The organism is Pseudomonas sp. 2995-3, assembly GCF_002742565.1.
Taxonomy (GTDB): Bacteria; Pseudomonadota; Gammaproteobacteria; order Pseudomonadales; family Pseudomonadaceae; genus Aquipseudomonas; species Aquipseudomonas edaphica.
In genome coordinates this window covers 96,660-118,988 of the sequence record NZ_LJSB01000176.1, presented here as the reverse complement: position 1 = coordinate 118,988, position 22,329 = coordinate 96,660, and the positions used below count along the sequence as shown (strand labels likewise).

Sequence of the window (22,329 nt, the reverse complement as noted above, 5' to 3'; positions counted from 1 at the left end):
ACAATAATGAGTCTGCGAGGCCTTCCGTGATCCAGTTTTTACTTAACCAGGAACTCCGTAGCGAGCACGCCCTGGACCCCAACCTGACCGTGCTCAACTATTTGCGCGAGCATTTGGGCAAATCCGGCACCAAGGAAGGCTGCGCCAGCGGCGATTGCGGTGCATGCACCGTGGTGGTCGGCGAATTGCACACCGACACTCAAGGCGCGGAGCAGATCCGCTATCGCAGCCTCAATTCCTGCCTGACGTTTGTGTCGTCATTGCACGGCAAACAGCTGATCAGCGTCGAAGACCTCAAGCATCAAGGCCAACTGCACAGCGTGCAACAGGCCATGGTCGAGTGCCACGGCTCGCAATGCGGCTTTTGCACCCCAGGCTTTGTGATGTCGCTGTTTGCCCTGCAAAAGAACAGCGACGCCCCCGATAGCCAGAAAGCCCATGAAGCCCTGGCCGGTAACCTGTGCCGTTGCACCGGTTATCGACCGATCCTCGCCGCCGCCGAACAGGCCTGCTGCAACAAGCCGGCGGATCAGTTCGACAGCCGCCAACCCGAGACCATTGCCCGTCTCAAAGCCATCGCGCCCACGCAAACCGGTGAACTCAACAGCGGCGACAAACGCTGCCTGGTGCCGCTCACCGTTGCCGACCTGGCCGACCTCTACGACGCCTACCCGCAGGCGCGTTTGCTGGCGGGCGGCACTGACCTGGCGCTGGAAGTCACGCAGTTTCACCGCGTGCTGCCGGTGATGATCTACGTGGGCAACATCGAAGAGATGAAACGCATCGAGTCGTTCGACGACCGCCTGGAAATCGGCGCGGCTACACCGCTGTCCGACTGCTACAGCGCGCTGCACCACGAATACCCGGACTTCGGCGATTTGCTGCACCGCTTCGCTTCGCTGCAAATCCGCAACCAGGGCACGCTGGGCGGCAATATCGGCAATGCGTCGCCCATCGGCGATTCGCCACCACTGCTGATCGCGCTCGGCGCGCAGATCGTGCTGTGCAAGGGCAACACCCGTCGCACCCTGGCGCTGGAAGATTACTTTATCGACTACCGTGTCACTGCGCGCCAGGACAGCGAGTTTATCGAGAAGATCATCGTGCCCAAGGGCCACGCGCTGTTTCGCGCCTACAAGGTTTCCAAGCGCCTGGACGATGATATTTCCGCCGTGTGCGCCGCCTTCAACCTGAAGCTCGACAACGGTGTGATCAGCGACGCCCGCGTGGCGTTTGGCGGCATGGCCGCCACGCCCAAACGCGCGAAAAGCTGCGAAACCGTATTGGTCGGCGCCACCTGGAACGCCGCCACGGTGGAGAAAGCCTGCGCCGCCCTCGCCCAGGATTTCACCCCGCTGTCGGACTTCCGCGCCAGCAAGGAATACCGCCTGCTCAGCGCGCAGAACCTGCTGCGCAAATACTTCATCGAACTGCAAACACCGCACATCGAGACTCGGGTGACCGCTTATGTCTAACCATCACGCCGTCGTTAAAACCCAGGCCGAACTCGCCGAGCTGTTTGCCCAGGACCTGACCACCGGGGTCGGCCGCAGCGTCAAGCATGACAGCGCCGCCAAGCACGTCAGCGGTGAAGCGCAGTACATCGATGATCGCCTTGAATTCCCTAACCAGTTGCACCTGTATGCGCGCATGTCCGACCGTGCACACGCACGCATCATCAGGATCGACACCGCGCCCTGCTACGCCTTTGACGGCGTGCGTATCGTCATCACCCATGAAGATGTGCCGGGCCTCAAAGACATTGGTCCATTGATGCCCGGCGACCCGTTACTGGCCATCGACACCGTGCAGTTTGTCGGCCAAGTGGTGCTGGCCGTGGCCGCCCGCGACCTGGAAACCGCGCGCAAAGCGGCCATGGCGGCGGTGATCGAATACGAAGACCTGGAGCCGGTGCTGGACGTGGTCGAGGCCTTTCGCAAGAAGCACTTTGTGCTCGACAGCCACACCCACCAACGCGGTGATTCGGCGGGCGCACTGGCCACCGCGAAAAACCGTATCCAGGGCACCCTGCATATCGGCGGCCAGGAACACTTCTACCTGGAAACCCAGATTTCCTCGGTAATGCCCACCGAAGACGGCGGCATGATCGTCTACTGCTCCACGCAAAACCCCACCGAAGTGCAAAAGCTGGTGGCCGAAGTGCTCGACGTGTCGATGAATAAAATCGTCGTGGACATGCGCCGCATGGGCGGGGGTTTTGGCGGCAAGGAAACCCAGGCCGCCAGCCCCGCGTGCCTGTGCGCGGTGGTCGCGCGCCTGACCGGCCAGCCGACCAAGATGCGCCTGCCGCGTGTCGAAGACATGCTGATGACCGGCAAGCGCCACCCGTTCTATATCGAATACGACGTGGGCTTTGACGACAACGGCCGCCTGCACGGCATCAATCTGGACCTGGCAGGTAACTGCGGCTGTTCGCCGGACCTGTCCAACTCGATTGTCGACCGCGCCATGTTCCACTCCGACAACTCGTATTACCTGGGCGACGCCACCGTCAACGGCCACCGCTGCAAGACCAACACCGCGTCCAACACAGCGTATCGCGGCTTTGGCGGCCCGCAAGGCATGGTGGCCATCGAAGAAGTCATGGACGCCATTGCGCGTCATCTGGCTCTGGACCCGTTGGCGGTGCGCAAGGCCAATTACTACGGCAAGACCGAGCGCAACGTCACCCACTACTACCAGACCGTCGAGCACAACATGCTCGAAGAAATGACCGCCGAGCTTGAAGCCAGCAGCCAGTACGCCGAGCGTCGCGAGGCGATCCGCCTGTACAACGCCCACAGCCCGATTCTGAAAAAAGGCCTGGCGCTGACGCCGGTGAAATTCGGTATTTCGTTTACCGCCAGTTTCCTCAACCAGGCTGGCGCGTTAATCCACATTTACACCGACGGCAGCATCCACCTGAACCACGGCGGCACCGAGATGGGCCAGGGCTTGAACATCAAGGTCGCGCAGGTGGTGGCTGAAATATTCCAGGTCGAGATCGACCGCGTGCAGATCACCGCCACCAACACCGACAAGGTGCCCAACACCTCGCCGACCGCCGCCTCCAGCGGTGCCGACTTGAACGGCAAGGCCGCGCAGAACGCTGCCGAAACCATCAAGCAGCGCCTGGTGGAATTTGCCGCGCGCAAGTACGACGTGAGTGAAGCGGACGTGGAGTTCCACAATGGCCACGTGCGCGTGCGCGATCAGATCCTGACTTTTGAGGCGTTGATCCAGCAGGCGTATTTCGCTCAGGTTTCGCTGTCGAGCACCGGCTTTTACAAAACCCCAAAAATCTTTTACGACCGCAGCCAGGCACGTGGCCGGCCGTTCTATTATTTCGCGTTCGGCGCGGCCTGCTGCGAAGTGATCGTCGACACCCTGACCGGCGAATACAAGATGTTGCGCACCGACATCCTCCACGATGTGGGCGCCTCGCTGAACCCGGCCATCGACATCGGCCAGGTCGAAGGCGGCTTTATCCAGGGCATGGGCTGGCTGACCATGGAAGAGCTGGTGTGGAACAACAAGGGCAAGCTGATGACCAACGGCCCGGCCAGCTACAAGATCCCGGCCGTGGCGGACATGCCACTGGATTTGCGTGTGAAGCTGGTGGAAAACCGCAAAAACCCGGAAGACACGGTGTTCCACTCCAAGGCCGTGGGCGAGCCGCCGTTTATGCTCGGGATTGCTTCGTGGTGTGCGATCAAGGATGCCGTGGCAAGCTTGGGTGACTATCGCCATCAGCCGAAGATTGATGCGCCGGCGACGCCGGAGCGAGTGTTGTGGGGCTGTGAGCAGATGCGGCAGTTGAGCGCTGCAAAAACCGTTGAGACTGAACTGGCTTGATCGTTCCCACGCTCTGCGTGGGAATGCCGCCTTGGACGCTGTGCGTCCGCTGTTGTGACGCAGAGCGTCACGGTATGCATTCCCACGCGGAGCGTGGGAACGATCTGACTGGAGGTGACTATGAACAACTGGATCAGCGCCCTCGCCGACCTGCAGAACCAGGGTGAACCCTACGTGCTAGTGACCATCATCGAAGAGCTCGGCTCCACGCCGCGCAACGCCGGCTCAAAAATGGTCATCAGCGCCGCGCACACCTTCGACACCATCGGCGGCGGGCACCTGGAATACAAGGCGATGCAGATCGCCCGTGACATGCTGGTGCGTGGCCAGCAGAACACCCATCTGGAGCGCTTCAGCCTCGGCGCCAGCCTGGGCCAGTGCTGCGGCGGCGTGACGGTGTTGCTGTTCGAACCCATGGGCCAGGTGCAGGCGCAGATCGCGGTATTTGGCGCCGGCCATGTCGGCCGCGCGCTGGTGCCGTTGTTGGCAAGCCTGCCGTGTCGGGTGCGCTGGATTGATTCGCGTGATCAGGAGTTTCCAGAACACATCCCTCAGGGCGTGCGTAAAATCATCAGCGAAGAGCCGGTCGACGAAATTGCCGACCTGCCGGTGGGCAGTTACTGCATCGTGATGACCCACAACCACGCGCTGGACCTGGAACTGACTGCCGCCCTGCTCAAGCGCAATGACTTTGCCTATTTCGGCCTGATCGGTTCAAAGACCAAGCGGGTCAAGTTCGAACACCGCCTGCGTGATCGCGGCTTCGACACCGCGCAACTGCAACGCATGCGCTGCCCCATGGGCCTCACCGAGGTAAAGGGCAAACTGCCGGTGGAGATCGCCATCTCCATCGCCGGTGAAATCATCGCCACCTATAACGCGAATTTCGGCCAGCACAGTGCGAGCGCCGAACCTATTGCCAAACTGCTGCCGGCCTCGCGTCGCAGCCAAGCTATCTAACACATTGAGATCACCATGCCTTTGACTCGCAAAGCCTACCGCGCCGCCATTTTGCACAGCATCGCCGACCCCGCCGAAGTGGGGATCGAAGCCTCTTATGAGTATTTCGAAGACGGCCTGCTGGTGATCGATAACGGCCAGATCAGCGCCCTGGGCCACGCCAGCGATTTGCTGCCAACCCTGCCCGCCGACATCGACGTGACCCATTATCAGGATGCGCTGATCACGCCCGGCCTGATCGACACCCATATCCACCTGCCGCAAACCGGCATGGTCGGTGCCTATGGCGAGCAGTTGCTGGATTGGCTCAACACCTACACCTTCCCGTGTGAACGCCAGTTCGCCGACAAGGCCCACGCCGAGGAAGTCGCGGGTATCTTTATCAAGGAACTGCTGCGCAACGGCACCACCACGGCGTTGGTGTTCGGCAGTGTGCACCCGCAGTCGGTGAACGCGTTCTTTGAAGCCGCCGAGAAACTCGACCTGCGCATGATCGCCGGCAAGGTGATGATGGACCGCAACGCGCCGGACTACCTCACCGACACTGCCGAATCCGGCTATCAGGAAAGCAAGGCGCTGATCGAACGCTGGCACGGCAAGGGCCGTTTGCACTATGCCGTCACGCCACGTTTTGCGCCGACCAGCACCCCGGAACAACTGGCGCTGGCCGGGCAACTGCTGGGCGAATACCCGGACCTGTACATGCAGACGCACATCAGCGAGAACAAGCAGGAAGTCGAGTGGGTAAAAGAGCTGTTCCCGGAGCGCAACGGTTACCTGGACGTGTACGACCATTACAAGCTGCTGGGCGAGCGCTCGGTGTTTGCCCACGGCGTGCACCTGTGTGATGACGAGTGCGCACGGTTGGCCGAGACCGGTTCGGCGGTGGCGTTCTGCCCGACGTCGAACTTGTTTCTTGGCAGTGGCTTGTTCAACTTGCCGATGGCCGAGAAGCACAAGCTGAATGTCGGCCTGGGCACTGACGTGGGCGGTGGCACCAGCTTCTCGCTGCTGCAAACCCTGAACGAAGCCTACAAGGTCATGCAACTGCAGGGCGCGCGTTTGAGCCCGTTCAAGTCGCTGTACCTGGCCACCTTGGGCGGTGCGCGGGCACTGCGTCTGGAAGACAAGATCGGCACATTGCAGCCGGGCACGGATGCGGACTTTTTGGTGCTGGACTACAACGCTACGCCGCTGCTCAGCTATCGCTTGAAGCAGGCCAATAACATTGCCGAGACGTTGTTTGTGTTGATGACGCTGGGGGATGACCGGACGGTGTTGCAGACGTATGCAGCGGGTCAGTTGGTGCACCAGCGCTAATTTCAGCAACACCACAAAACAAATGTGGGAGCTGGGCTTGTGTGGGAGCTGGCTTGCCTGCGATAGCATCACCGCGGTGTACCTGATACACCTCGGTGCCTGCATCGCAGGCAAGCCAGCTCCCACACAAGCCAGTTCCCACACTTTTAGTCCCAGGCGAACCTGGAGAATTACAGTTTGACTGAAGAACGCCCTGGCTTCTTGGTCTGCAGCAAATGCGAGAACACCGCGTGCAAATCATCCGACGCGCTTTCCTCGTCGAGGTTGAGCTTGCTGTCGATGTGATCCATGTGGTGCATCATCAAATTCACTGCCAGCGTCGCGTCGCGTGCTTCGATCGCATCGATCAGTTGGGTGTGCTCATCGTAGGAACAGTGCGAGCGGTTGCCGCTTTCGTACTGGGCGATGATCAACGAGGTCTGCGACACCAGGCTGCGCTGGAAGCTGATCAGCGGTGCATTCTTCGCCGCTTCGGCGAGCTTCAAGTGGAATTCGCCGGAGAGGCGGATACCGGCACCGCGATCACCCCGTGAGAAGCTGTCGCGTTCGTCGTTGACCATCTGGCGCAACTCGGCCAGTTGCTCAGCCGTGGCGTGTTGCACCGCCAATTCAGTGATCGCCCGCTCGACCAGACGCCGGGCCAGAAACACCTGGCGCGCTTCTTCTACACTTGGGCTCGCCACTACCGCGCCACGATTGGGCCGCAGCAGTACCACGCCTTCATGGGCCAGGCGCGAGAGCGCGCGGCGGATGATGGTGCGGCTGACGCCGAAGATTTCGCCCAGTGCTTCTTCACTCAATTTGGTACCGGGCGCCAGGCGTTGTTCGAGGATCGCCTCGAAGATATGCGCGTAGACGATATCGTCCTGGGTTCCGCTGCGACCAGCCTTGCCGGCTCGCGGTTGTTTCTTGAGAGGTTGCAACTGTTCGTTCATGGGCACTCGGGGTTTGGAGAACGGCGGCGAATTAACGGTAATACGTCAACAGCGTGTTGCTGGCAAGTATCACCTAAAAACAGGGCACATTGTACACAACCCAGTGCGCCAACACACTGTACGGCTATTTGCGGCGGCGGCTGTATTGCAATGAGTGGTTACGTTTGAGTTTAGGCTTGAATTCGCTTTTTCCCAGGTAAAAGGAACACCTCTCCATGACCGACGCCACTCAAGCGCCCTTGCGCCCATTGGCCGACACTTCTGCGTCGGCCGTCGTCGCCGGCTTCATTGCCATGATGACCGGCTACACCAGTTCCCTGGTGCTGATGTTCCAGGCCGGCCAGGCAGCCGGTTTGACCACGGCGCAGATTTCTTCGTGGATCTGGGCGATCTCCATCGGCATGGCGGTGTGCAGCATCGGCCTGTCGTTGCGCTATCGCACGCCGATCACCATTGCCTGGTCCACGCCCGGCGCCGCGCTGCTGATCACAAGCCTGGGTGGTGTAAGTTACGGCGAGGCCATCGGCGCCTATATCACCTGCGCGGTGCTGGTCACGCTCTGCGGGCTGACCGGCAGCTTTGAAAAACTGGTCAAGCGCATCCCCGCCTCATTGGCGGCCGCCTTGCTGGCGGGGATTCTGTTCAAGATCGGCAGCGAGATTTTTGTCGCCGCGCAACATCGCACAGGCCTGGTGCTGGGGATGTTTTTCACCTATCTGATCATCAAGCGCCTGTCGCCGCGTTATGCAGTACTGGCCGCGCTGGTAATCGGCACCCTGTTGTCAGGGCTGATGGGTTTGCTGGACTTCAGCGGTTTCCACCTGGAAGTGGCAACACCGGTGTGGACCACGCCGCACTTCTCGCTGGCGGCGACCATCAGCATCGGTATCCCGTTGTTTGTGGTGGCAATGACCTCACAAAACATGCCCGGCGTCGCCGTGCTGCGCGCTGACGGCTATACCGTACCCGCCTCGCCGTTGATCACCGCAACAGGGCTGGCCTCGCTGGTGCTGGCGCCGTTTGGCTCCCACGGCATCAACCTGGCGGCCATCAGCGCGGCGATCTGCACCGGGCCACATGCCCATGAAGACCGCAACAAGCGCTACACCGCGGCCGTCTGGTGCGGGGTGTTCTACGGGATCGCCGGGGTGTTCGGCGCCACCTTGGCGGCGTTATTCGCAGCGTTGCCCAAGGAACTGGTGCTGTCGATTGCGGCCCTGGCGTTGTTTGGCTCGATCATCAATGGTTTGAGTATCGCCATGAATGAGCCCAAGGAGCGGGAAGCGGCGCTGATCACCTTTATGGTCACCGCGTCTGGCTTGACGCTGTTTTCCATCGGCTCGGCGTTCTGGGGGATTGTGGCGGGGGTGTTGACGCTGTTGATTCTGAATTGGCGCAAGGCATAAAAAAACGGCGACCCGAGGGTCGCCGTTTTTTTAGTATCACTTAGCCGCGTTGATCGGCTTTTCCGGATACCACACGTCCAGCAGTGGGCTGACTTCAGCGCTTTTCAGCTCGCTGCGGCCTTTGAGCCAGCTTTCAACAGCTGCGCGTTGCTCTTCGTTGACCGAGCCACGCTTCTGCAGGCAAACCAGACCGAAGTCATCGCCGCCGACATAGCCCAGACCATTGGCTTCCATGGCTTCTTTGATGAATGCTTCGAGGAAAGCATCGGTAGCTTCTTCACTCAGGTCTTCTTTGAAGTCCAGGTTCAGTTCGAAACCCAGCTCTTGAAATTCATCAACGCACAGTTTTTTGCGCAGACGCTGGGAACGGTTAGTCGCCATTGGAACAATCCTCTTAAGTAATAACGGCCGGCACTTTAGCAGTTTAAGCCGACCTTTGCCCGACTCTATGGGACGGGCGGCCATTGGTCTGCAAAAAAACCCGAAATACCCGCTATCGTTCAGCTACAACTGGATCCACCTTGGGGCATAATGCCGACACTTTCGTGACCAATGAGGGATTTTCTTCCATACCCCTCACCTTTTTCACCCTTCTCAGCAGTAGGGTTTTATTCCTTATGATCAACTCTTTTCGTTCAGTACTCTTTGCCGGTTTTCTTCTACCTCTGGCTTTTTCCGTCACCGCCGCGCCGATCAACAACAGCCTGCCGCCAAATGTTCAGCAGGCACTGCAGAAAGCCAAAATACCCAATACTTCGCTGTCGTTGGTGATGCTGCCCCTCACCGGGCCCGGCACGCCGACCGTGTTCAACGCTGATGTTTCGGTTAACCCGGCCTCCACCATGAAGCTGGTCACCACCTACGCAGCCCTGGAAATGCTCGGCCCCAACCACCAGTGGAAGACCGAGTTCTACACCGACGGCACCCTCAGCGGTGGCGTGTTACGCGGCAACCTCTACCTCAAGGGCGGCGGCGACCCCAAGCTGAATATGGAAAAACTCTGGCTGTTGATGCGCGACCTGCGCGCCAATGGCGTACAGCAAGTCACTGGCGACCTGGTGCTGGACCGCAGTTTCTTCAATCAACCGCAATTGCCTGAATTCAATGACGACGGCAACGACGAGAACAAGCCGTTCCTGGTCAAGCCGGACGCCCTGCTGGTCAACCTCAAGGCCCTGCGCTTTGTCACCCGCAATGACTCGGGCCGGGTGATCGTGTCGGTCGAGCCGCCGATTGCGAGCATCCGCATCGACAACCAGGTCAAAGTCTCCAACGCCAAGCAATGCACTGGCGATGTGCGCTACAGCCCGGTGACCGCCGCCGATGGCAGCGTGACCGTGACGGTCAGCGGCCAGTTGGGCGATGGGTGCAGCTCGCAGACCTACCTGTCGCTGCTCGACCACGCCACCTACACCGCCGGCGCCGTGCGTGCGATCTGGCAGGAGTTGGGCGGCACCATCCAGGGCCGTGATATCCAGGCACCAGTGCCCAAGGACGCTAAAGTGCTGGCTCGTGCGTTCTCGCCGGACCTGGCGGAAATCATCCGTGACATCAACAAATACAGTAACAACACCATGGCCCAGCAGTTGTTCCTGAGCCTGGGCGCGCAGTTCCGCAACGACGCCGATGGCGACGACGCCAAGGCCGCGCAACGCGTGGTGCGTCAGTGGCTGGCGAAAAAAGGCATCACCGCGCCGCACCTGGTGATGGAGAACGGCTCCGGCCTGTCCCGCGCCGAACGCGTCAGCGCCCGCGAAATGGCGGCCATGCTGCAAGCGGCGTGGAAAGGCCCGTACTCGGCGGAATACATCAGTTCGCTGCCGATTGCCGGCACCGACGGCACCATGCGCAAACGCCTGAAAACCACGGCTCTGCGCGGTGAGGCTCACGTCAAGACCGGCACCTTGAACACCGTGCGCGCCATTGCCGGGTTCAGCCGCGACAACAATGGCAACACCTGGGTGGTGGTGGCGATACTCAACGATTCGAAGCCATGGGGGGCTTCTTCGGTGCTCGATCAGGTGCTGCTGGACCTGTATCGCCAGCCGAAGCTGACAGCCGCAGCGCCCGTCTTGTAACTGATCGTTCCCATACTCCGCGTGGGAACGCAGCCTGGGACGCTCTGCGTCCCAAAGCGTGACGCAGAGCGTCACAAGAGGCATTCCCACGCAGAGCGTGGGAACGATCAGGCGCGCAAGCGCTCGGCCTCCACCCGGTCGCGGCCCGCCTGCTTGGCCACATACACCGCCGAGTCCGCGCGCAGCAGCAGCCCGTCAATCCCTTCATCGATCCGCCAACTGGCCACACCGAAACTGGCGGTCACCACGCCCACCACCTCCATCGGTTCGGTGCGCAGCGACTGCCACAACTCCATCGCCAGGCTATAAGCCTGCTCGGCATCGGTATGCGGGCACAGCACCACAAACTCTTCGCCGCCCAAACGACAAAACACATCCGTGCGGCGCAGGCGCCGGCCGATGCGTTTGCACACTTCCTGCAACACCCCATCGCCCACCGCATGCCCGTGCTGGTCATTGATGCGCTTGAAGTGATCAATATCGAGCATGATCAACGACAATGTGCCCTTGGTTCGGTTGAGCCGCAGCATCTCGGCCTTGAGGCGATCCTGAAAATAACGGCGGTTATGAATGCCCGTCAGCGAGTCGGTAATCGACAGCGCACGCAGCTCCTCTTCGACCCGCTTCAGATCGGAGATATCCGACACGTAGCCATGCCACAACGTGCCACCGCCGGTTAACTCCTCCGGCGTGGCTTCGCCGCGAATCCAGCGCAGGCCGCGTTGCGGCAACACCACCCGGTACTCTTCGCGCCAATGGCTCAACTGCAGCGCTGACAGACGAATCGACAGGCGCACACGCTCCACGTCTTGCGGATGAATGCGTTCGAACACCTTGTCCGCGTCTTGCTGCAGTACGCCCGTGTCGATTTCATAGATATCGCGCATACCATCGCTGGCATAGATGAAACGCCCCTTCCCCTTGGGTTCGAGGGTGAACTGAAAAATCCCGCCAGGCACGTGGGCACTGAGCTTTTTGAGTAGTCGGTCGCGCGCGGCCAACGCCTCGTAGGCGCGTTTTTGTTCGGTCACATCCATGTAGATCGCCAGGTGCCCGATCCACAGGCCGTAGTCGTCCAGCAATACGGTTGTGAGCATATTCACCGTCAGGTAGCGGCCATCCTCGCGCAATAATGTCCACTCGCGCGCCTCGTGCAGATTGTCCGGGCTTTCCACCAGCATCGCCTGGCTCGCCGGAATACGCTTGCCCAAGGCCACGCTCAAACTGGCCGCGCGCGCTTCGAGTTCCAGGGCCAGATGCAGGCTTTCCAAGGTCAGTCGCCCCACCACCGCCTCGGATTTGAACCCGAGCATTTTCTCGGCACCGGCATTGAAGGTGTTGATCACACCCCGCAGGTCAGTGGCAATGATCGCAACATGGGTGGCGGCGTTCAGCACACTGCGCAATTGCCCGTGGGCTGCGCGAAGCTCCTGCTCACGCAGGTGCAACTGCTGCGTGCGTTGTTCCACCAGCTTGAGCGCGCGCTGGCGCTGGCTGACCAACACATACAGCAACGCACTGAGCAGCAGACTGAGGAGCACGCCCATGGCCAGTATGGTGTGCATCGACGAGTGATTGGCCTGGTCGAACACCTGGCTGGCGCGAACGCTCAAGGCATACACATGGTCGCCGAGGGTGAGACGACGCGTGGCAACAAGGCCGCTGTCGCCCACCGCGTTGCTGGACGCGTACAGCACGCGCTGCTGCGTGTCGGAAGTGTCGACGATCTGCATCACCAGGTTGTCGCGGCTGGGCTTGGGCAAACCATCGGCGACCAGTTGGCGCATGCTGATCACTGCCATCACATAACCATGGGGCTCGGTGTCGACGGGTTTGCTCACGGGCGCCACCAACAAGACGCCGGCGGCATAAGCCGGTTCTACGCCCACCAACTGCATGGGCTGGGACACCGCAGGCCGGCCGCTTTTCTGCACCCGCTCAAGCACCGAACGGCGCAGTGGCTGGGCCAACAGGTCGAACCCCAAGGGCGACCCCAGCAAGCTTTGGGTCTGGCTGTACAGCACCGGCACATACTCGTCGCGCTCGGGCGCCGGCGCCAGTTCACCCGAAGTGTTCAATTCTCTAATGGCGAAAGGTGTACCACGCTGACGCGAGATTTCCTGTTCAAAAGCGTTGCGCTGTTCGCGAAATATACGCGGCGCCCAGGCATAGGCGCGGGCGCGCAGAAGCAAAGGCTTGGCGAAACCATCGAACTCGGCGCGGGACACGTCACTGGAATTGACGAAGAAACGCTGCAGGCTGGCCAGGCGTTGCTCCTGGTCTTCGAACCGCTCCTGAAGGCGGGTGTAGCGCTCGTTGACCAATAACTGGAAACGCTGGCGCACTTGCTGTTTGTAGAGGTCGGCGGCCGCCCAGGCGACGATGACCGTCAGCGCTCCACCTGCCAATAACACCACCAATGCCACCAGCCAAGCCGACGCCTGCTCACTGATAAAGCCTAGTATTTTCGGGCGAACGGCTTGCATCGGCATAGGCAACACTCACAACGCCAGCGTGCGGGGGGTGTCACTTTGGCTAGGCGTTAAGTTATAACCATGAGGCCGGTGTTTGACCAGTGCAAAAAAGCCGCAAGCCCGGAATATTCCGGGCTTGCGGCTTTTTGGTGCAGCTTGAGTGTGGCGATCAGCGAGCGGTGATTTTCCAGGCCCGGTGAATCTTCGCGTTACGTGCGAAGTCCGGGTCCAGGGTTTTGTCGCTGATTTCCTCGACCGCATAGCGCTCGCTGAGGTTGTCCTCCAGCACGAACTTGCGGAAGTTGTTCGAGAAGTACAGCACGCCGCCAGGGGCCAGGCGCGCCATGGCCAGGTCGAGCAACTGCACGTGGTCACGCTGTACGTCGAAGATGCCTTCCATGCGCTTGGAGTTGGAGAAGGTCGGCGGGTCGATGAAGATCAGGTCGAACTCATCGCGGCTCGCCTCCAGCCAGGCCATCACATCACCTTGCTCCAGGCGGTTCTTGTCAGAGAAACCGTTAAGGGAGAAGTTGCGACGCGCCCAGTCCAGGTAAGTCTTGGACAAGTCGACGCTGGTGGTGCTGCGCGCGCCGCCCTTGGCTGCGTGCACACTCGCGGTGGCGGTGTAGCAATACAGGTTGAGGAAACGCTTGCCGGCCGCTTCCTTCTGGATGCGCATGCGCATCGGGCGATGGTCGAGGAACAGGCCGGTGTCCAGGTAGTCGGTGAGGTTGACCAGCAGCTTCACGCCGCCTTCGCTGACTTCGGTGAACTTGCCTTGGGCGCTTTGACGTTCGTACTGCTTGGTGCCGCTCTGACGTTCGCGACGCTTGACCACCACGCGGCTTTTGTCGACGTTCAGCGCCTGGGGAATCGCGGCCAACGCATCGAACATACGCGCAGAGGCTTTTTCCGGGTCGATGGATTTAGGCGCGGCATATTCCTGCACATGCACCCAATCGTGGTACAGGTCGATCGCCATGGAGTATTCCGGCATATCGGCGTCGTACACACGGTAGCAGTCCACACCTTCGCGCTTGGCCCATTTGCCCAACTGCTTGAGGTTCTTTTGCAGGCGGTTGGCGAACATCTGCCCGCCTTCGCTCAGGCGCGCCTGCTCAACCACCGGGGCTGGAGCCGGCTTGATCGGGTTGCCGTTCTTGTTGTACTGGCGCTCGACCGGTTCGGTTGGGGCTTGATCGTAAGCGGCTTGCTCACGCTCGGCCTGACGCTGTTCCGGGGTGCGGCGCTCGCCAGTGACGAACTGGTCCGGGTTGACCTTGATCAGCAGCAACTTGCACGGCAACGCGCCGTTCCAGAATGAATACTGTTTGTGGCTGCGGATGCCCATGCGCTTGCCCAGGTCCGGCGCGCCGGTGAACACCGCCGCTTCCCAGCCCATGCAGGCCTGGCGCAAGCGCTCGCCGAGGTTCTGGTAGAGGTACAACAGGCTGGCTTCGTCACCGAGACGCTCGCCGTAGGGCGGGTTGCAGATCACCAGGCCTTTCTGGTTCTGGTCCGGGCGCGGCTCGAACGTGCCGACTTCGCCCTGGTACACCTTGATCCAGTGGCTTAAGCCTGCGCGTTCGATGTTGTTACGCGCGGGTTGGATCAGACGCGGGTCAGCCTCGTAGCCACGCACCCACAATGGCGGCTTGTTCATGCCAATGGCAGCACGCTCGGTGGCCTCGGTGTGCAGCTTCTTCCACAGCGCCGGTACGTGACCGAGCCAGGTGGTGAAGCCCCACAGCTCACGATTGAGGTTGGGCGCCATGTCGGCGGCGATCATTGCGCCTTCCACCAGGAAGGTGCCCACGCCACACATCGGGTCCGTCAGCGCGCCGCCTTCGGCCGCAATACGCGGCCAGCCGGCGCGAATCAGGATCGCGGCTGCCAGGTTTTCCTTCAACGGTGCGGCGCCCTGCTGCAGGCGATAACCGCGCTGGTGCAGGCTGTGACCGGACAGGTCCAGGGAAAGGATGGCTTCGCCACGGTCCAGGCGCAGGTGAATGCGCAGGTCCGGGTTGATCTTGTCGATGGACGGACGTTCGCCGGTCGGGGTGCGCAGTTTGTCGACAATCGCATCCTTGACCTTCAGCGCGCCGAAGTGGGTGTTGTCGATGCCCGAGCCGTGGCCACTGAATTCAACGGCCAGGGTGCCGTCCGGGACCATGTGGTCGGCCCATTCGATATCCAGCACGCCGTGGTAGAGGTCCTCGGCGTCCTTCATCGGGAAGCGCTTGAGCACCAGCAGCACGCGGTTGGCGAGGCGCGACCAGAGACACAGGCGGTAGGCGGTTTCCATGTCGGCCATGCCGCGCACGGCCGAGGTGTGCTCGCGGGCTTCCTCAAGGCCAAGCCCGACGGCTTCCTCGATCAGCAGGCCTTCGAGGCCCTTGGGGCAGGTGAGGAAGAGTTCAAAACGGTCCGACATGGGGCATTCCAGGCTTTTCAGCAATAAATGAACGGGCGACGCATCGCCGGCTCGGTTTTCAATCAAGCACTTTTCTTGAAGAGTGCTCGCGTGGCACGAATGTGCCGTTCCACCCCGGCTACCGGGCGTTTGAGCCTGAATTGCCGGGGCAGATAAATAAATCATCGCAACAAAAAGAAATATTCCGACCCTTCGTCGAATAATAACCGACTGCAACAGGCGGGCATTCTCACTAAAGGATTAAACCCATCCTCTATGCAGGGCACATCATAGCTGGGTTTGCCTATTAAATGGGGCGAAAAGCCATCCCAGCTTATGGCTATAGCATCGTTATCGTTACGTGCTTATGACAAAACGATCATTGAATCCATGTGACCTATTGGTTAGAACTCAACACAGGTTGGCGCCGTAACGACGCCGACACATAGGCTCGCCACGCCGGCAGCGAGCCCACCAACGGCAGGAAAACCCTGCCCGGCCCCACGCGGGGCCGAAGGATATCTAGACAGTCAACAAGTGAGGGAAACACCCTATGAGAAGACTTAAGCGTGATCCGTTGGAAAGAGCATTTTTACGCGGATATCAATATGGCGTTCATGGTAAATCCCGTGAGCTTTGCCCATTTACTCTACCGTCGGTACGCCAAGCCTGGATCAACGGCTGGCGAGAAGGACGCGGCGACAACTGGGACGGTATGACTGGCACTGCGGGAATCCACAGACTCAACGAACTTCACGCCGTCGGCTGACACGGGGCACTTAATCCGACAACCACCTTGAAGATTTTGTAACGACTTAACCACGCACGTCCTATCCGGGCGGCGGGCTTCGGCCCAGGGGGCTCCTTTTGGAGCCCTTTTTAATGCTCAGGAATTGGCTGATCTACTGATCGTTCCCACGCTCTGCGTGGGAATGCCGCCCAGGACGCTCCGCGTCCCGTTTTGAAGTTGTGACGCAGAGCGTCACTTGATGCATTCCCACGCAGAGCGTGGGAACGATCTAAAGAGCGTGGGAACGATCTATTGGCTGATCTATCAGCGCAAAGCCGCGATGGCATCCACCGACTCGCGAATCAACGCCGGGCCTTTGTAGATAAAGCCGGAATAGAGTTGCACCAGGCTGGCGCCGGCAGCGATCTTCTCGGCTGCGTGCTTGCCTTCGGTGATGCCGCCCACGGCGATGATCGGCAAGCGCCCCGCCAGTTCAGCGGCCAGTACCTTGACGATATGGGTGCTCTGGTCCCGCACCGGCGCGCCCGACAGGCCGCCCGCTTCGTCACCATGCGCCAGCCCTTCAACGCCGACGCGGCTTAAGGTGGTGTTGGTAGCGATCACCGCATCCATGCCCGAATCCACCAGGGCCTGGGCGACCAGCACGGTTTCTTCATCGCTCATGTCCGGGGCAATCTTGATGGCCAACGGCACGCGCTTGCCATGGCGCACGGCCAGGTCTTCCTGGCGCTGGCGCAAGGCTTCGAGCAATTGCTTGAGGGAATCACCAAACTGCAGGCTGCGCAGGCCTGGCGTGTTGGGCGAACTGACGTTGACCGTGACGTAGCTGGCGTGGGCGTAGACCTTGTCCAGGCAGATCAGGTAATCATCCACGGCGCGCTCGACCGGCGTGTCGAAGTTCTTGCCGATATTGATGCCGAGAATGCCTTTGTACTTCGCGGCTTGAACCCGCGACAGCAAGTTATCAACGCCCAGGTTGTTGAAGCCCATGCGGTTGATGATTGCCTCGGCTTCGGGCAAACGGAAGATACGCGGCTTCGGGTTACCCGGTTGTGGTCGTGGCGTGACGGTGCCGATCTCGACAAAGCCGAAACCCAGTTGCGCAAAACCGTCGATGGCCGCGCCGTTCTTGTCCAGACCCGCAGCCAGCCCGACCGGGTTGGGAAAATCGAGCCCCATCACCGAAACCGGCATTTTTGCCGGTGCCTTGCATACCAGACCATTGAGCCCCAGGCGGCCACCGGCACCGATCAAGTCCAGGGACAGATCGTGGGAGGTTTCCGGGGAGAGTTTGAACAACAGCTGGCGGGCCAGGGTATACATGGGCGGGCTAGACTCGGATGGCGGCGAAAGGTGGCGCGATTATAGCCGGGGTGGCACGCCGGGTGCGAGGCGTGCCGTCCATTCGTCACTGGCGATGTGCAACCAACGCTTCATACTGCGCCCAGATTTTTTCTGCATAACGCAGGCGCAATGCCTCACGCTCGGGTGCCGGCCCGGCATTATAGGACCCCACGGCTGTCCAGTTGTAACCGAAGCGCTGGATGAAGTCGGCCAGGATCGAAGCCCCCACCTCGATCGATAAACACGGCTCAGTCAGCAACCTTTCCTCGGTAATCCCCTGCTTGGCCAGACGAGGCAAGTGCATGCTGTTGATCTGCATCAGGCCAATGTCTCGCGAACCATCGCTATTACCCGGGTTCATCGCGCCCGCGCGTGCGCCCGACTCCACCACAGCAATGGCTTTCAACAGCTCCGGCTCAATGTCATACCGGCCGGCGACTTCCTCCCAACAACTGGCCCAGGCCGGGTAGCTGCCCATCAGCAGGCACAGCAGCAAGCCTTTGCGCAAACGCTTAATCATGGTTCACCTGGCCACAGGCCGAACAGATGCGAGGCACACACGCCTGCCCGGGCAGCCGTTGGGTGTGTTGCCGAACGGTGACAGCACAGGTAAAGCGATACCCCCTGCCATAGATCGTCTTGATAAAGCCTTTGTCTTCTCTCAAGTGCTTGCGCAATTCATAGATACAACGGGTGAGCGACTCTTCCGCAACCTCGCCACGGGACCAGGCCTGCTCGAGTAAAAGGTCCTTGGTCATCAGCACACCACCGGATGCCAACAGCAACCGCAGCACCTGCCACTCCTTGGGTGGCAGCTGAATATCCACACCCTCACCCGTTAACCGGCCATCAACATGCAAGGTCCATCCGGCAAAAAACCACGAGGCTGCCAGTTCTTCATTCGCGAGGGTCATATTCACCTCTGTACCTGATCTACTGACATTGATTACCTTGTTTCCAGAAACGGTCGATACGCCAACCCCGCGACTATAGAAAGTCGGCCCCTGAACAACGCTAGGGAAAAGCCCATGTAATCGAGGCTTTGTGTGCGTATCGCGTAGGACTTTTCGCCATTACCGGCAACGAACACTCAGGAAAGCGTTGATAGGCGTTCAGAAAGTTATTGGATGTCAGAGGTTTCGCGGTTTTCGCGCACAAATGCGCGTTGCACACGCTCATATTGACTTTGCGTCAGCGGCGGCGGCCCGATAGCACCCGCCAGCATCCGCGGCTCTGCACCAACCGCCCGGGCCTGGATCACAAACAGCCGTACCTCGGCGCGCCGACCGGAACCCACGCCGCCCTCACGTTCAAACGCGCCCAGCCACAGTCGCTTGCCCTGAGGCACGCGCACCACCGTGTTGATTCCCACCCGCCCTACTGCCCCGACCGAGCCTGGCTCGAGTTTGCTGTCCAGTTGACGGCCATCCTCAAGGGTCAGCTGCATTTCAATCTGATTCGCTGCCGCAAAGCGTGGTAGCACGCTGGCTTCGGTGCCATACCCAACGGGCTCCCACTTGCCGCTGTCAGCACCAGGCTTGGGCAGGTAAAAAGTATGCTTGTCCTGGAAAACCGCTGGAACATTCTCTTGGGTAAGCAGCACGGGGAACGCGGTGATCCTGGCTTTGCGTCGCCGCTCAAGAACACCGAGCTGTGCCATCAAACGGCTGTCATCCAAGGGCTCCAGCACCCGCGTCACGGAGGCTCCGGTGCCGGTTTCCTGAGCCCAGGCCACGCCCATCTTGTCGAGTTCTCTACGGTCTACATCGATCTGCCACAGCGACACTTCGATTGGTCGCTTGGGCTTGTCCAACTCCGCCACCAGTTCCTCTATCACCTTGACCTGATCAGGCTTGCCCTTGATCAGCAAGCTGTTGGAGTCCGGGTAGGCCATCACCAACAGGCTCTTGTCAGCCAGCAAACCCGGAGGGCGCTGCCTGGCATCCTTCTGCTCGATAGCCAGCAGGTTCTCGATCATCGTGGCCATGCCCGGTACATTGACCTTGTCGTCACCCATGACGTACTGACGGTCTGCCACATGGGTGTTGAATACCTGCACCACACCGAAGGCCTGTTTACCGACACGCACTTCGGTGCGCGGCCTGTCCATCAGTTGGGCCAGGTGCAACACCTGGTTCACATAATTAGGTGGCCCGGACACATAGAACGTGCGCGCGCCGCTCTCTCTGAGCGGATAACGTGATTCATCAAGCCCCGAACGGCGCATGAACCCGCGCAACCTGTCGACCGGAATGTGCCGCAGCGCAACCGCCGAGCTTTTTGCTTCGCTGGCGTCATACAGGTAAAGCACCTGCCCGTCGCTGTACCAGATCAGGCCCTGCTGCTCGGCGACGGTTGCGAGGGTCTGCTGCGCAGCCTCCAGATCGAAGGTGCCGCAAATGCGTTTACGCGCCGCTTCGCGGCTGACAACGACGGGCACCCCCAAAGAATGCGACAACGCACTGAAAAAGGTATGCAGGCTTTCATCCCGGGCTTCGTAGCTTGCGCCCCAGGCGCAGGCATTGGCCCACAGCAACGCACCGCACAGCAGCCAGCGGCATAGCCAGGGAGAGCTCATCGGTGATAGCTCATCAGGGTCGGTGAATCGATAGGCAACTTGGGTGTTCCTGGCAGTCGGGCGCAAAGAAGCGGCCATACTGAAAGGCACTCGAGTTTCAATCTTGATGGAAAGGTGACGGCAGGCTCCATCCGCCGCCCCGTGGCATGTGCCTTGCTACGGACTCTGCATCAAAGCCCGCGCCAACGTCGGAGCAGGCTTACAGACAAAGGCGTCGTTACCCGGCAATGGCTTGTACTGCCATGCGAAGGAGCGATGCTTTTTTTTTGACAGAAAAGGTAGGTGTTGATGAACGACTCGGTCGGCAACAGCCCGGTGAACACCCCACTGGCGTGGGTCAACGGCAGTGACGCCCCGGAAAAGAGCAGCCTGGACCTGGGTTTCATGGCACTCACCGACTGCGCTTCATTGGTGGTCGCCGCCACCCAGGGATTTGCCCAACCCTACGGCCTGACGCTGAACCTCAAGCGCCAATCCTCCTGGGCCAGCCTGCGCGACAAACTGGTCAGCGGTGAACTGGACGCCGCCCACAGCCTGTACGGGTTGATCTATGCCGTACACCTGGGCATTGGCGGTGTGGCGCCCACCGACATGGCGGTACTGATGGGGCTCAACCAGAACGGCCAGAGCATCAACCTGTCCCACGGCCTGCAACAGCAGGGCGTGACCACTCCTGAGGCACTCGACCGCCACGTGCACCAAAGCCGAACAAAGCTGACGTTCGCCCAGACATTTCCCACAGGCACCCACGCCATGTGGCTGTATTACTGGCTGGCGAGCCAAGGCATTCACCCGTTGCAAGATGTAGACAGTGTGGTGGTGCCGCCACCGCAGATGATCGCGCACCTGCAAGCCGGGCGCATCGACGGTTTTTGTGTCGGTGAGCCTTGGTGCGCCAGCGCGGTCAAGCAAAACCAGGGGTTCACCCTGGCCACTACCCAGTCGATCTGGCCAAACCACCCAGAAAAAGTGCTCGGCTGCACCCAGGCTTTCGTCGATCACTACCCAAACACCGCCCGCGTACTGGTTATGGCGATCCTCGAGGCCAGCCGTTTTATCGAACAAAGCCAGGAAAACCGCCGCTCCACCGCACAACTGCTCAGCGCTCGCGAGTACCTCGATGCCCCGCTCGACTGCATCGAACCCCGCTTGCTGGGGGCTTATGACGACGGCCTCGGCAACCAGTGGCAAGACCCGCACGCCCTGCGCTTTTTTGCTGATGGCGAGGTGAACCTGCCGTACCTCTGCGATGGCATGTGGTTCATGACCCAGTTTCGACGTTGGGGCCTGCTGCGCGAAGACCCGGACTACCTGGGCGTGGCTCGCCAGGTGCAGCAACTGGACCTGTATCGCCAGGCCGCGACTGCCGTTGGCGTCCCGGCCAACGCCCAAGACATGCGCAGCAGCCTATTGATCGACGGCAAGATCTGGGACGGCTCCGACCCCGCCGCCTACGCCCGCAGCTTCCGCCTGCATGCCCTGGCGGACCTTACCAGCCGCCAGGCACTGCGCTGACAGGACCACGACTATGTTACGAATCCTGTTGATCAACGACACCCCGCGCAAGGTCGGGCGCCTCAAAGCCGCTTTGACCGAGGCCGGTTTCGAGGTGATCGATGAGTCCGGCTTGACCATCGACTTGCCGGCGCGCGTCGAAACGGTGCGCCCGGACGTGATCCTGATCGATACCGAGTCACCCGGTCGCGATGTGATGGAGCAAGTGGTGCTGGTCAGCCGCGACCAGCCGCGACCCATCGTGATGTTCACCGATGAGCACGACCCCAATGTGATGCGCCAGGCGATCAAGTCAGGGGTCAGCGCCTACATCGTCGAAGGCATTCAGGCCCAGCGCCTGCAGCCGATTCTCGACGTGGCCATGGCCCGCTTTGAAAGCGACCAGGCCTTGCGCGCCCAGCTCCAGGCCCGTGACCAACAGTTGGCCGAGCGCAAGCGCATCGAGTTGGCCAAGGGCATGCTGATGAAAATGAAGCACTGCAATGAGGAAGAGGCCTACACCCTGATGCGCCGCCAGGCCATGAGCCGCCAGCAGAAATTGATCCAGGTGGCCGAGCAGATCATCGCCATGAGTGAGCTGCTCGGCTGAACTGGCGCAGCTCTTGCTAAGCACTTATTACAGGTAGCCAACGGCGGTTGCCCCTTTTACGACAAAGACGTCGCTCATCCGGTTTGCACTCGCGAACTCGATGGCGGCGTT

17 protein-coding genes are annotated in these 22,329 nt (G+C 60.5%); 9 read left to right on the top strand and 8 right to left on the bottom strand.

The features are described 5' to 3' along the window. Positions 1-26: 26 nt before the first annotated feature. From xdhA to guaD, 4 genes are all read left to right on the top strand, one after another. Complete coding sequence (xdhA, locus tag AOA62_RS12580) at positions 27-1,475, top strand: xanthine dehydrogenase small subunit (protein WP_017134782.1); 1,449 nt, start codon at positions 27-29, stop codon at positions 1,473-1,475. Further along, positions 1,468-3,855 carry a xanthine dehydrogenase molybdopterin binding subunit gene (gene xdhB, locus AOA62_RS12575; RefSeq protein WP_099548811.1) on the top strand — a complete coding sequence of 796 codons (2,388 nt, stop codon included), beginning with the start codon at positions 1,468-1,470 and terminating at the stop codon, positions 3,853-3,855. Before xdhA ends, xdhB begins: the two co-directional genes overlap by 8 nt. A gap of 120 nt (positions 3,856-3,975) precedes the next feature. Further along, a complete protein-coding gene (gene xdhC, locus AOA62_RS12570; RefSeq protein ID WP_099548810.1) occupies positions 3,976-4,815 on the top strand; it encodes a xanthine dehydrogenase accessory protein XdhC in 840 nt (279 codons plus the stop codon). A 15-nt stretch (positions 4,816-4,830) separates the two neighbouring features. Further along, positions 4,831-6,135, top strand: a complete 1,305-nt coding sequence (gene guaD / locus AOA62_RS12565; protein ID WP_099548809.1) for a guanine deaminase — start codon at positions 4,831-4,833, stop codon at positions 6,133-6,135. Between the two features lie 170 nt (positions 6,136-6,305). On the opposite strand, the gene AOA62_RS12560 is transcribed toward guaD, so the two are convergent. After that, positions 6,306-7,070, bottom strand: coding sequence for a GntR family transcriptional regulator (locus AOA62_RS12560; RefSeq protein ID WP_017134778.1), 765 nt, complete (start codon positions 7,068-7,070; stop codon positions 6,306-6,308). A gap of 215 nt (positions 7,071-7,285) precedes the next feature. On the opposite strand from AOA62_RS12560, the gene AOA62_RS12555 reads away from it, so the two are divergent. Beyond that, positions 7,286-8,476, top strand: coding sequence for a benzoate/H(+) symporter BenE family transporter (locus AOA62_RS12555; protein WP_017134777.1), 1,191 nt, complete (start codon positions 7,286-7,288; stop codon positions 8,474-8,476). A gap of 36 nt (positions 8,477-8,512) precedes the next feature. Here the strand turns inward: AOA62_RS12555 and AOA62_RS12550 are convergent, their stop codons facing one another. Then, entirely contained in the window at positions 8,513-8,857 is a 345-nt protein-coding gene (locus tag AOA62_RS12550; RefSeq protein ID WP_017134776.1) for a YggL family protein, read from the bottom strand. Between the two features lie 236 nt (positions 8,858-9,093). Between AOA62_RS12550 and dacB the strand changes: the two genes are divergently transcribed. Next, positions 9,094-10,554 (top strand): D-alanyl-D-alanine carboxypeptidase/D-alanyl-D-alanine-endopeptidase, encoded by a 1,461-nt coding sequence (gene dacB / locus AOA62_RS12545; protein WP_017134775.1) that lies wholly within the window; start codon positions 9,094-9,096, stop codon positions 10,552-10,554. A gap of 107 nt (positions 10,555-10,661) precedes the next feature. Here the strand turns inward: dacB and AOA62_RS12540 are convergent, their stop codons facing one another. Beyond that, a complete protein-coding gene (locus AOA62_RS12540; RefSeq protein WP_099548808.1) occupies positions 10,662-13,046 on the bottom strand; it encodes a diguanylate cyclase in 2,385 nt (794 codons plus the stop codon). 151 nt (positions 13,047-13,197) lie between these two features. Further along, a complete protein-coding gene (gene rlmKL, locus AOA62_RS12535) occupies positions 13,198-15,462 on the bottom strand; it encodes a bifunctional 23S rRNA (guanine(2069)-N(7))-methyltransferase RlmK/23S rRNA (guanine(2445)-N(2))-methyltransferase RlmL (RefSeq protein WP_017134773.1) in 2,265 nt (754 codons plus the stop codon). Between the two features lie 532 nt (positions 15,463-15,994). On the opposite strand from rlmKL, the gene AOA62_RS12530 reads away from it, so the two are divergent. Continuing rightward, positions 15,995-16,210, top strand: a complete 216-nt coding sequence (locus AOA62_RS12530) for a ribosome modulation factor (RefSeq protein WP_002553055.1) — start codon at positions 15,995-15,997, stop codon at positions 16,208-16,210. Positions 16,211-16,495: 285 nt separating this feature from the next. Here the strand turns inward: AOA62_RS12530 and AOA62_RS12525 are convergent, their stop codons facing one another. From AOA62_RS12525 to sctC, 4 genes are all read right to left on the bottom strand, one after another. After that, positions 16,496-17,515: a quinone-dependent dihydroorotate dehydrogenase gene (locus tag AOA62_RS12525; protein ID WP_099548807.1), complete on the bottom strand. Its 1,020-nt coding sequence runs from the start codon at positions 17,513-17,515 to the stop codon at positions 16,496-16,498. Positions 17,516-17,600: 85 nt separating this feature from the next. After that, the gene (locus AOA62_RS12520; protein ID WP_099548806.1) at positions 17,601-18,056 is read right to left on the bottom strand and encodes a transglycosylase SLT domain-containing protein; all 456 of its coding nucleotides are present in this window, start codon (positions 18,054-18,056) and stop codon (positions 17,601-17,603) included. Continuing rightward, positions 18,049-18,450, bottom strand: a complete 402-nt coding sequence (locus tag AOA62_RS12515) for a winged helix-turn-helix domain-containing protein (protein ID WP_099548805.1) — start codon at positions 18,448-18,450, stop codon at positions 18,049-18,051. The genes AOA62_RS12520 and AOA62_RS12515 overlap by 8 nt, the downstream gene beginning before the upstream one ends. Positions 18,451-18,656: 206 nt before the next feature. Next, positions 18,657-20,114 (bottom strand): type III secretion system outer membrane ring subunit SctC, encoded by a 1,458-nt coding sequence (gene sctC / locus AOA62_RS12510; RefSeq protein ID WP_099548804.1) that lies wholly within the window; start codon positions 20,112-20,114, stop codon positions 18,657-18,659. Positions 20,115-20,402: 288 nt separating this feature from the next. On the opposite strand from sctC, the gene AOA62_RS12505 reads away from it, so the two are divergent. Then, the gene (locus AOA62_RS12505; RefSeq protein ID WP_099548803.1) at positions 20,403-21,629 is read left to right on the top strand and encodes a CmpA/NrtA family ABC transporter substrate-binding protein; all 1,227 of its coding nucleotides are present in this window, start codon (positions 20,403-20,405) and stop codon (positions 21,627-21,629) included. A 13-nt stretch (positions 21,630-21,642) separates the two neighbouring features. Continuing rightward, positions 21,643-22,218 carry an ANTAR domain-containing response regulator gene (locus AOA62_RS12500; protein ID WP_053257467.1) on the top strand — a complete coding sequence of 192 codons (576 nt, stop codon included), beginning with the start codon at positions 21,643-21,645 and terminating at the stop codon, positions 22,216-22,218. Positions 22,219-22,329 lie beyond the last annotated feature (111 nt).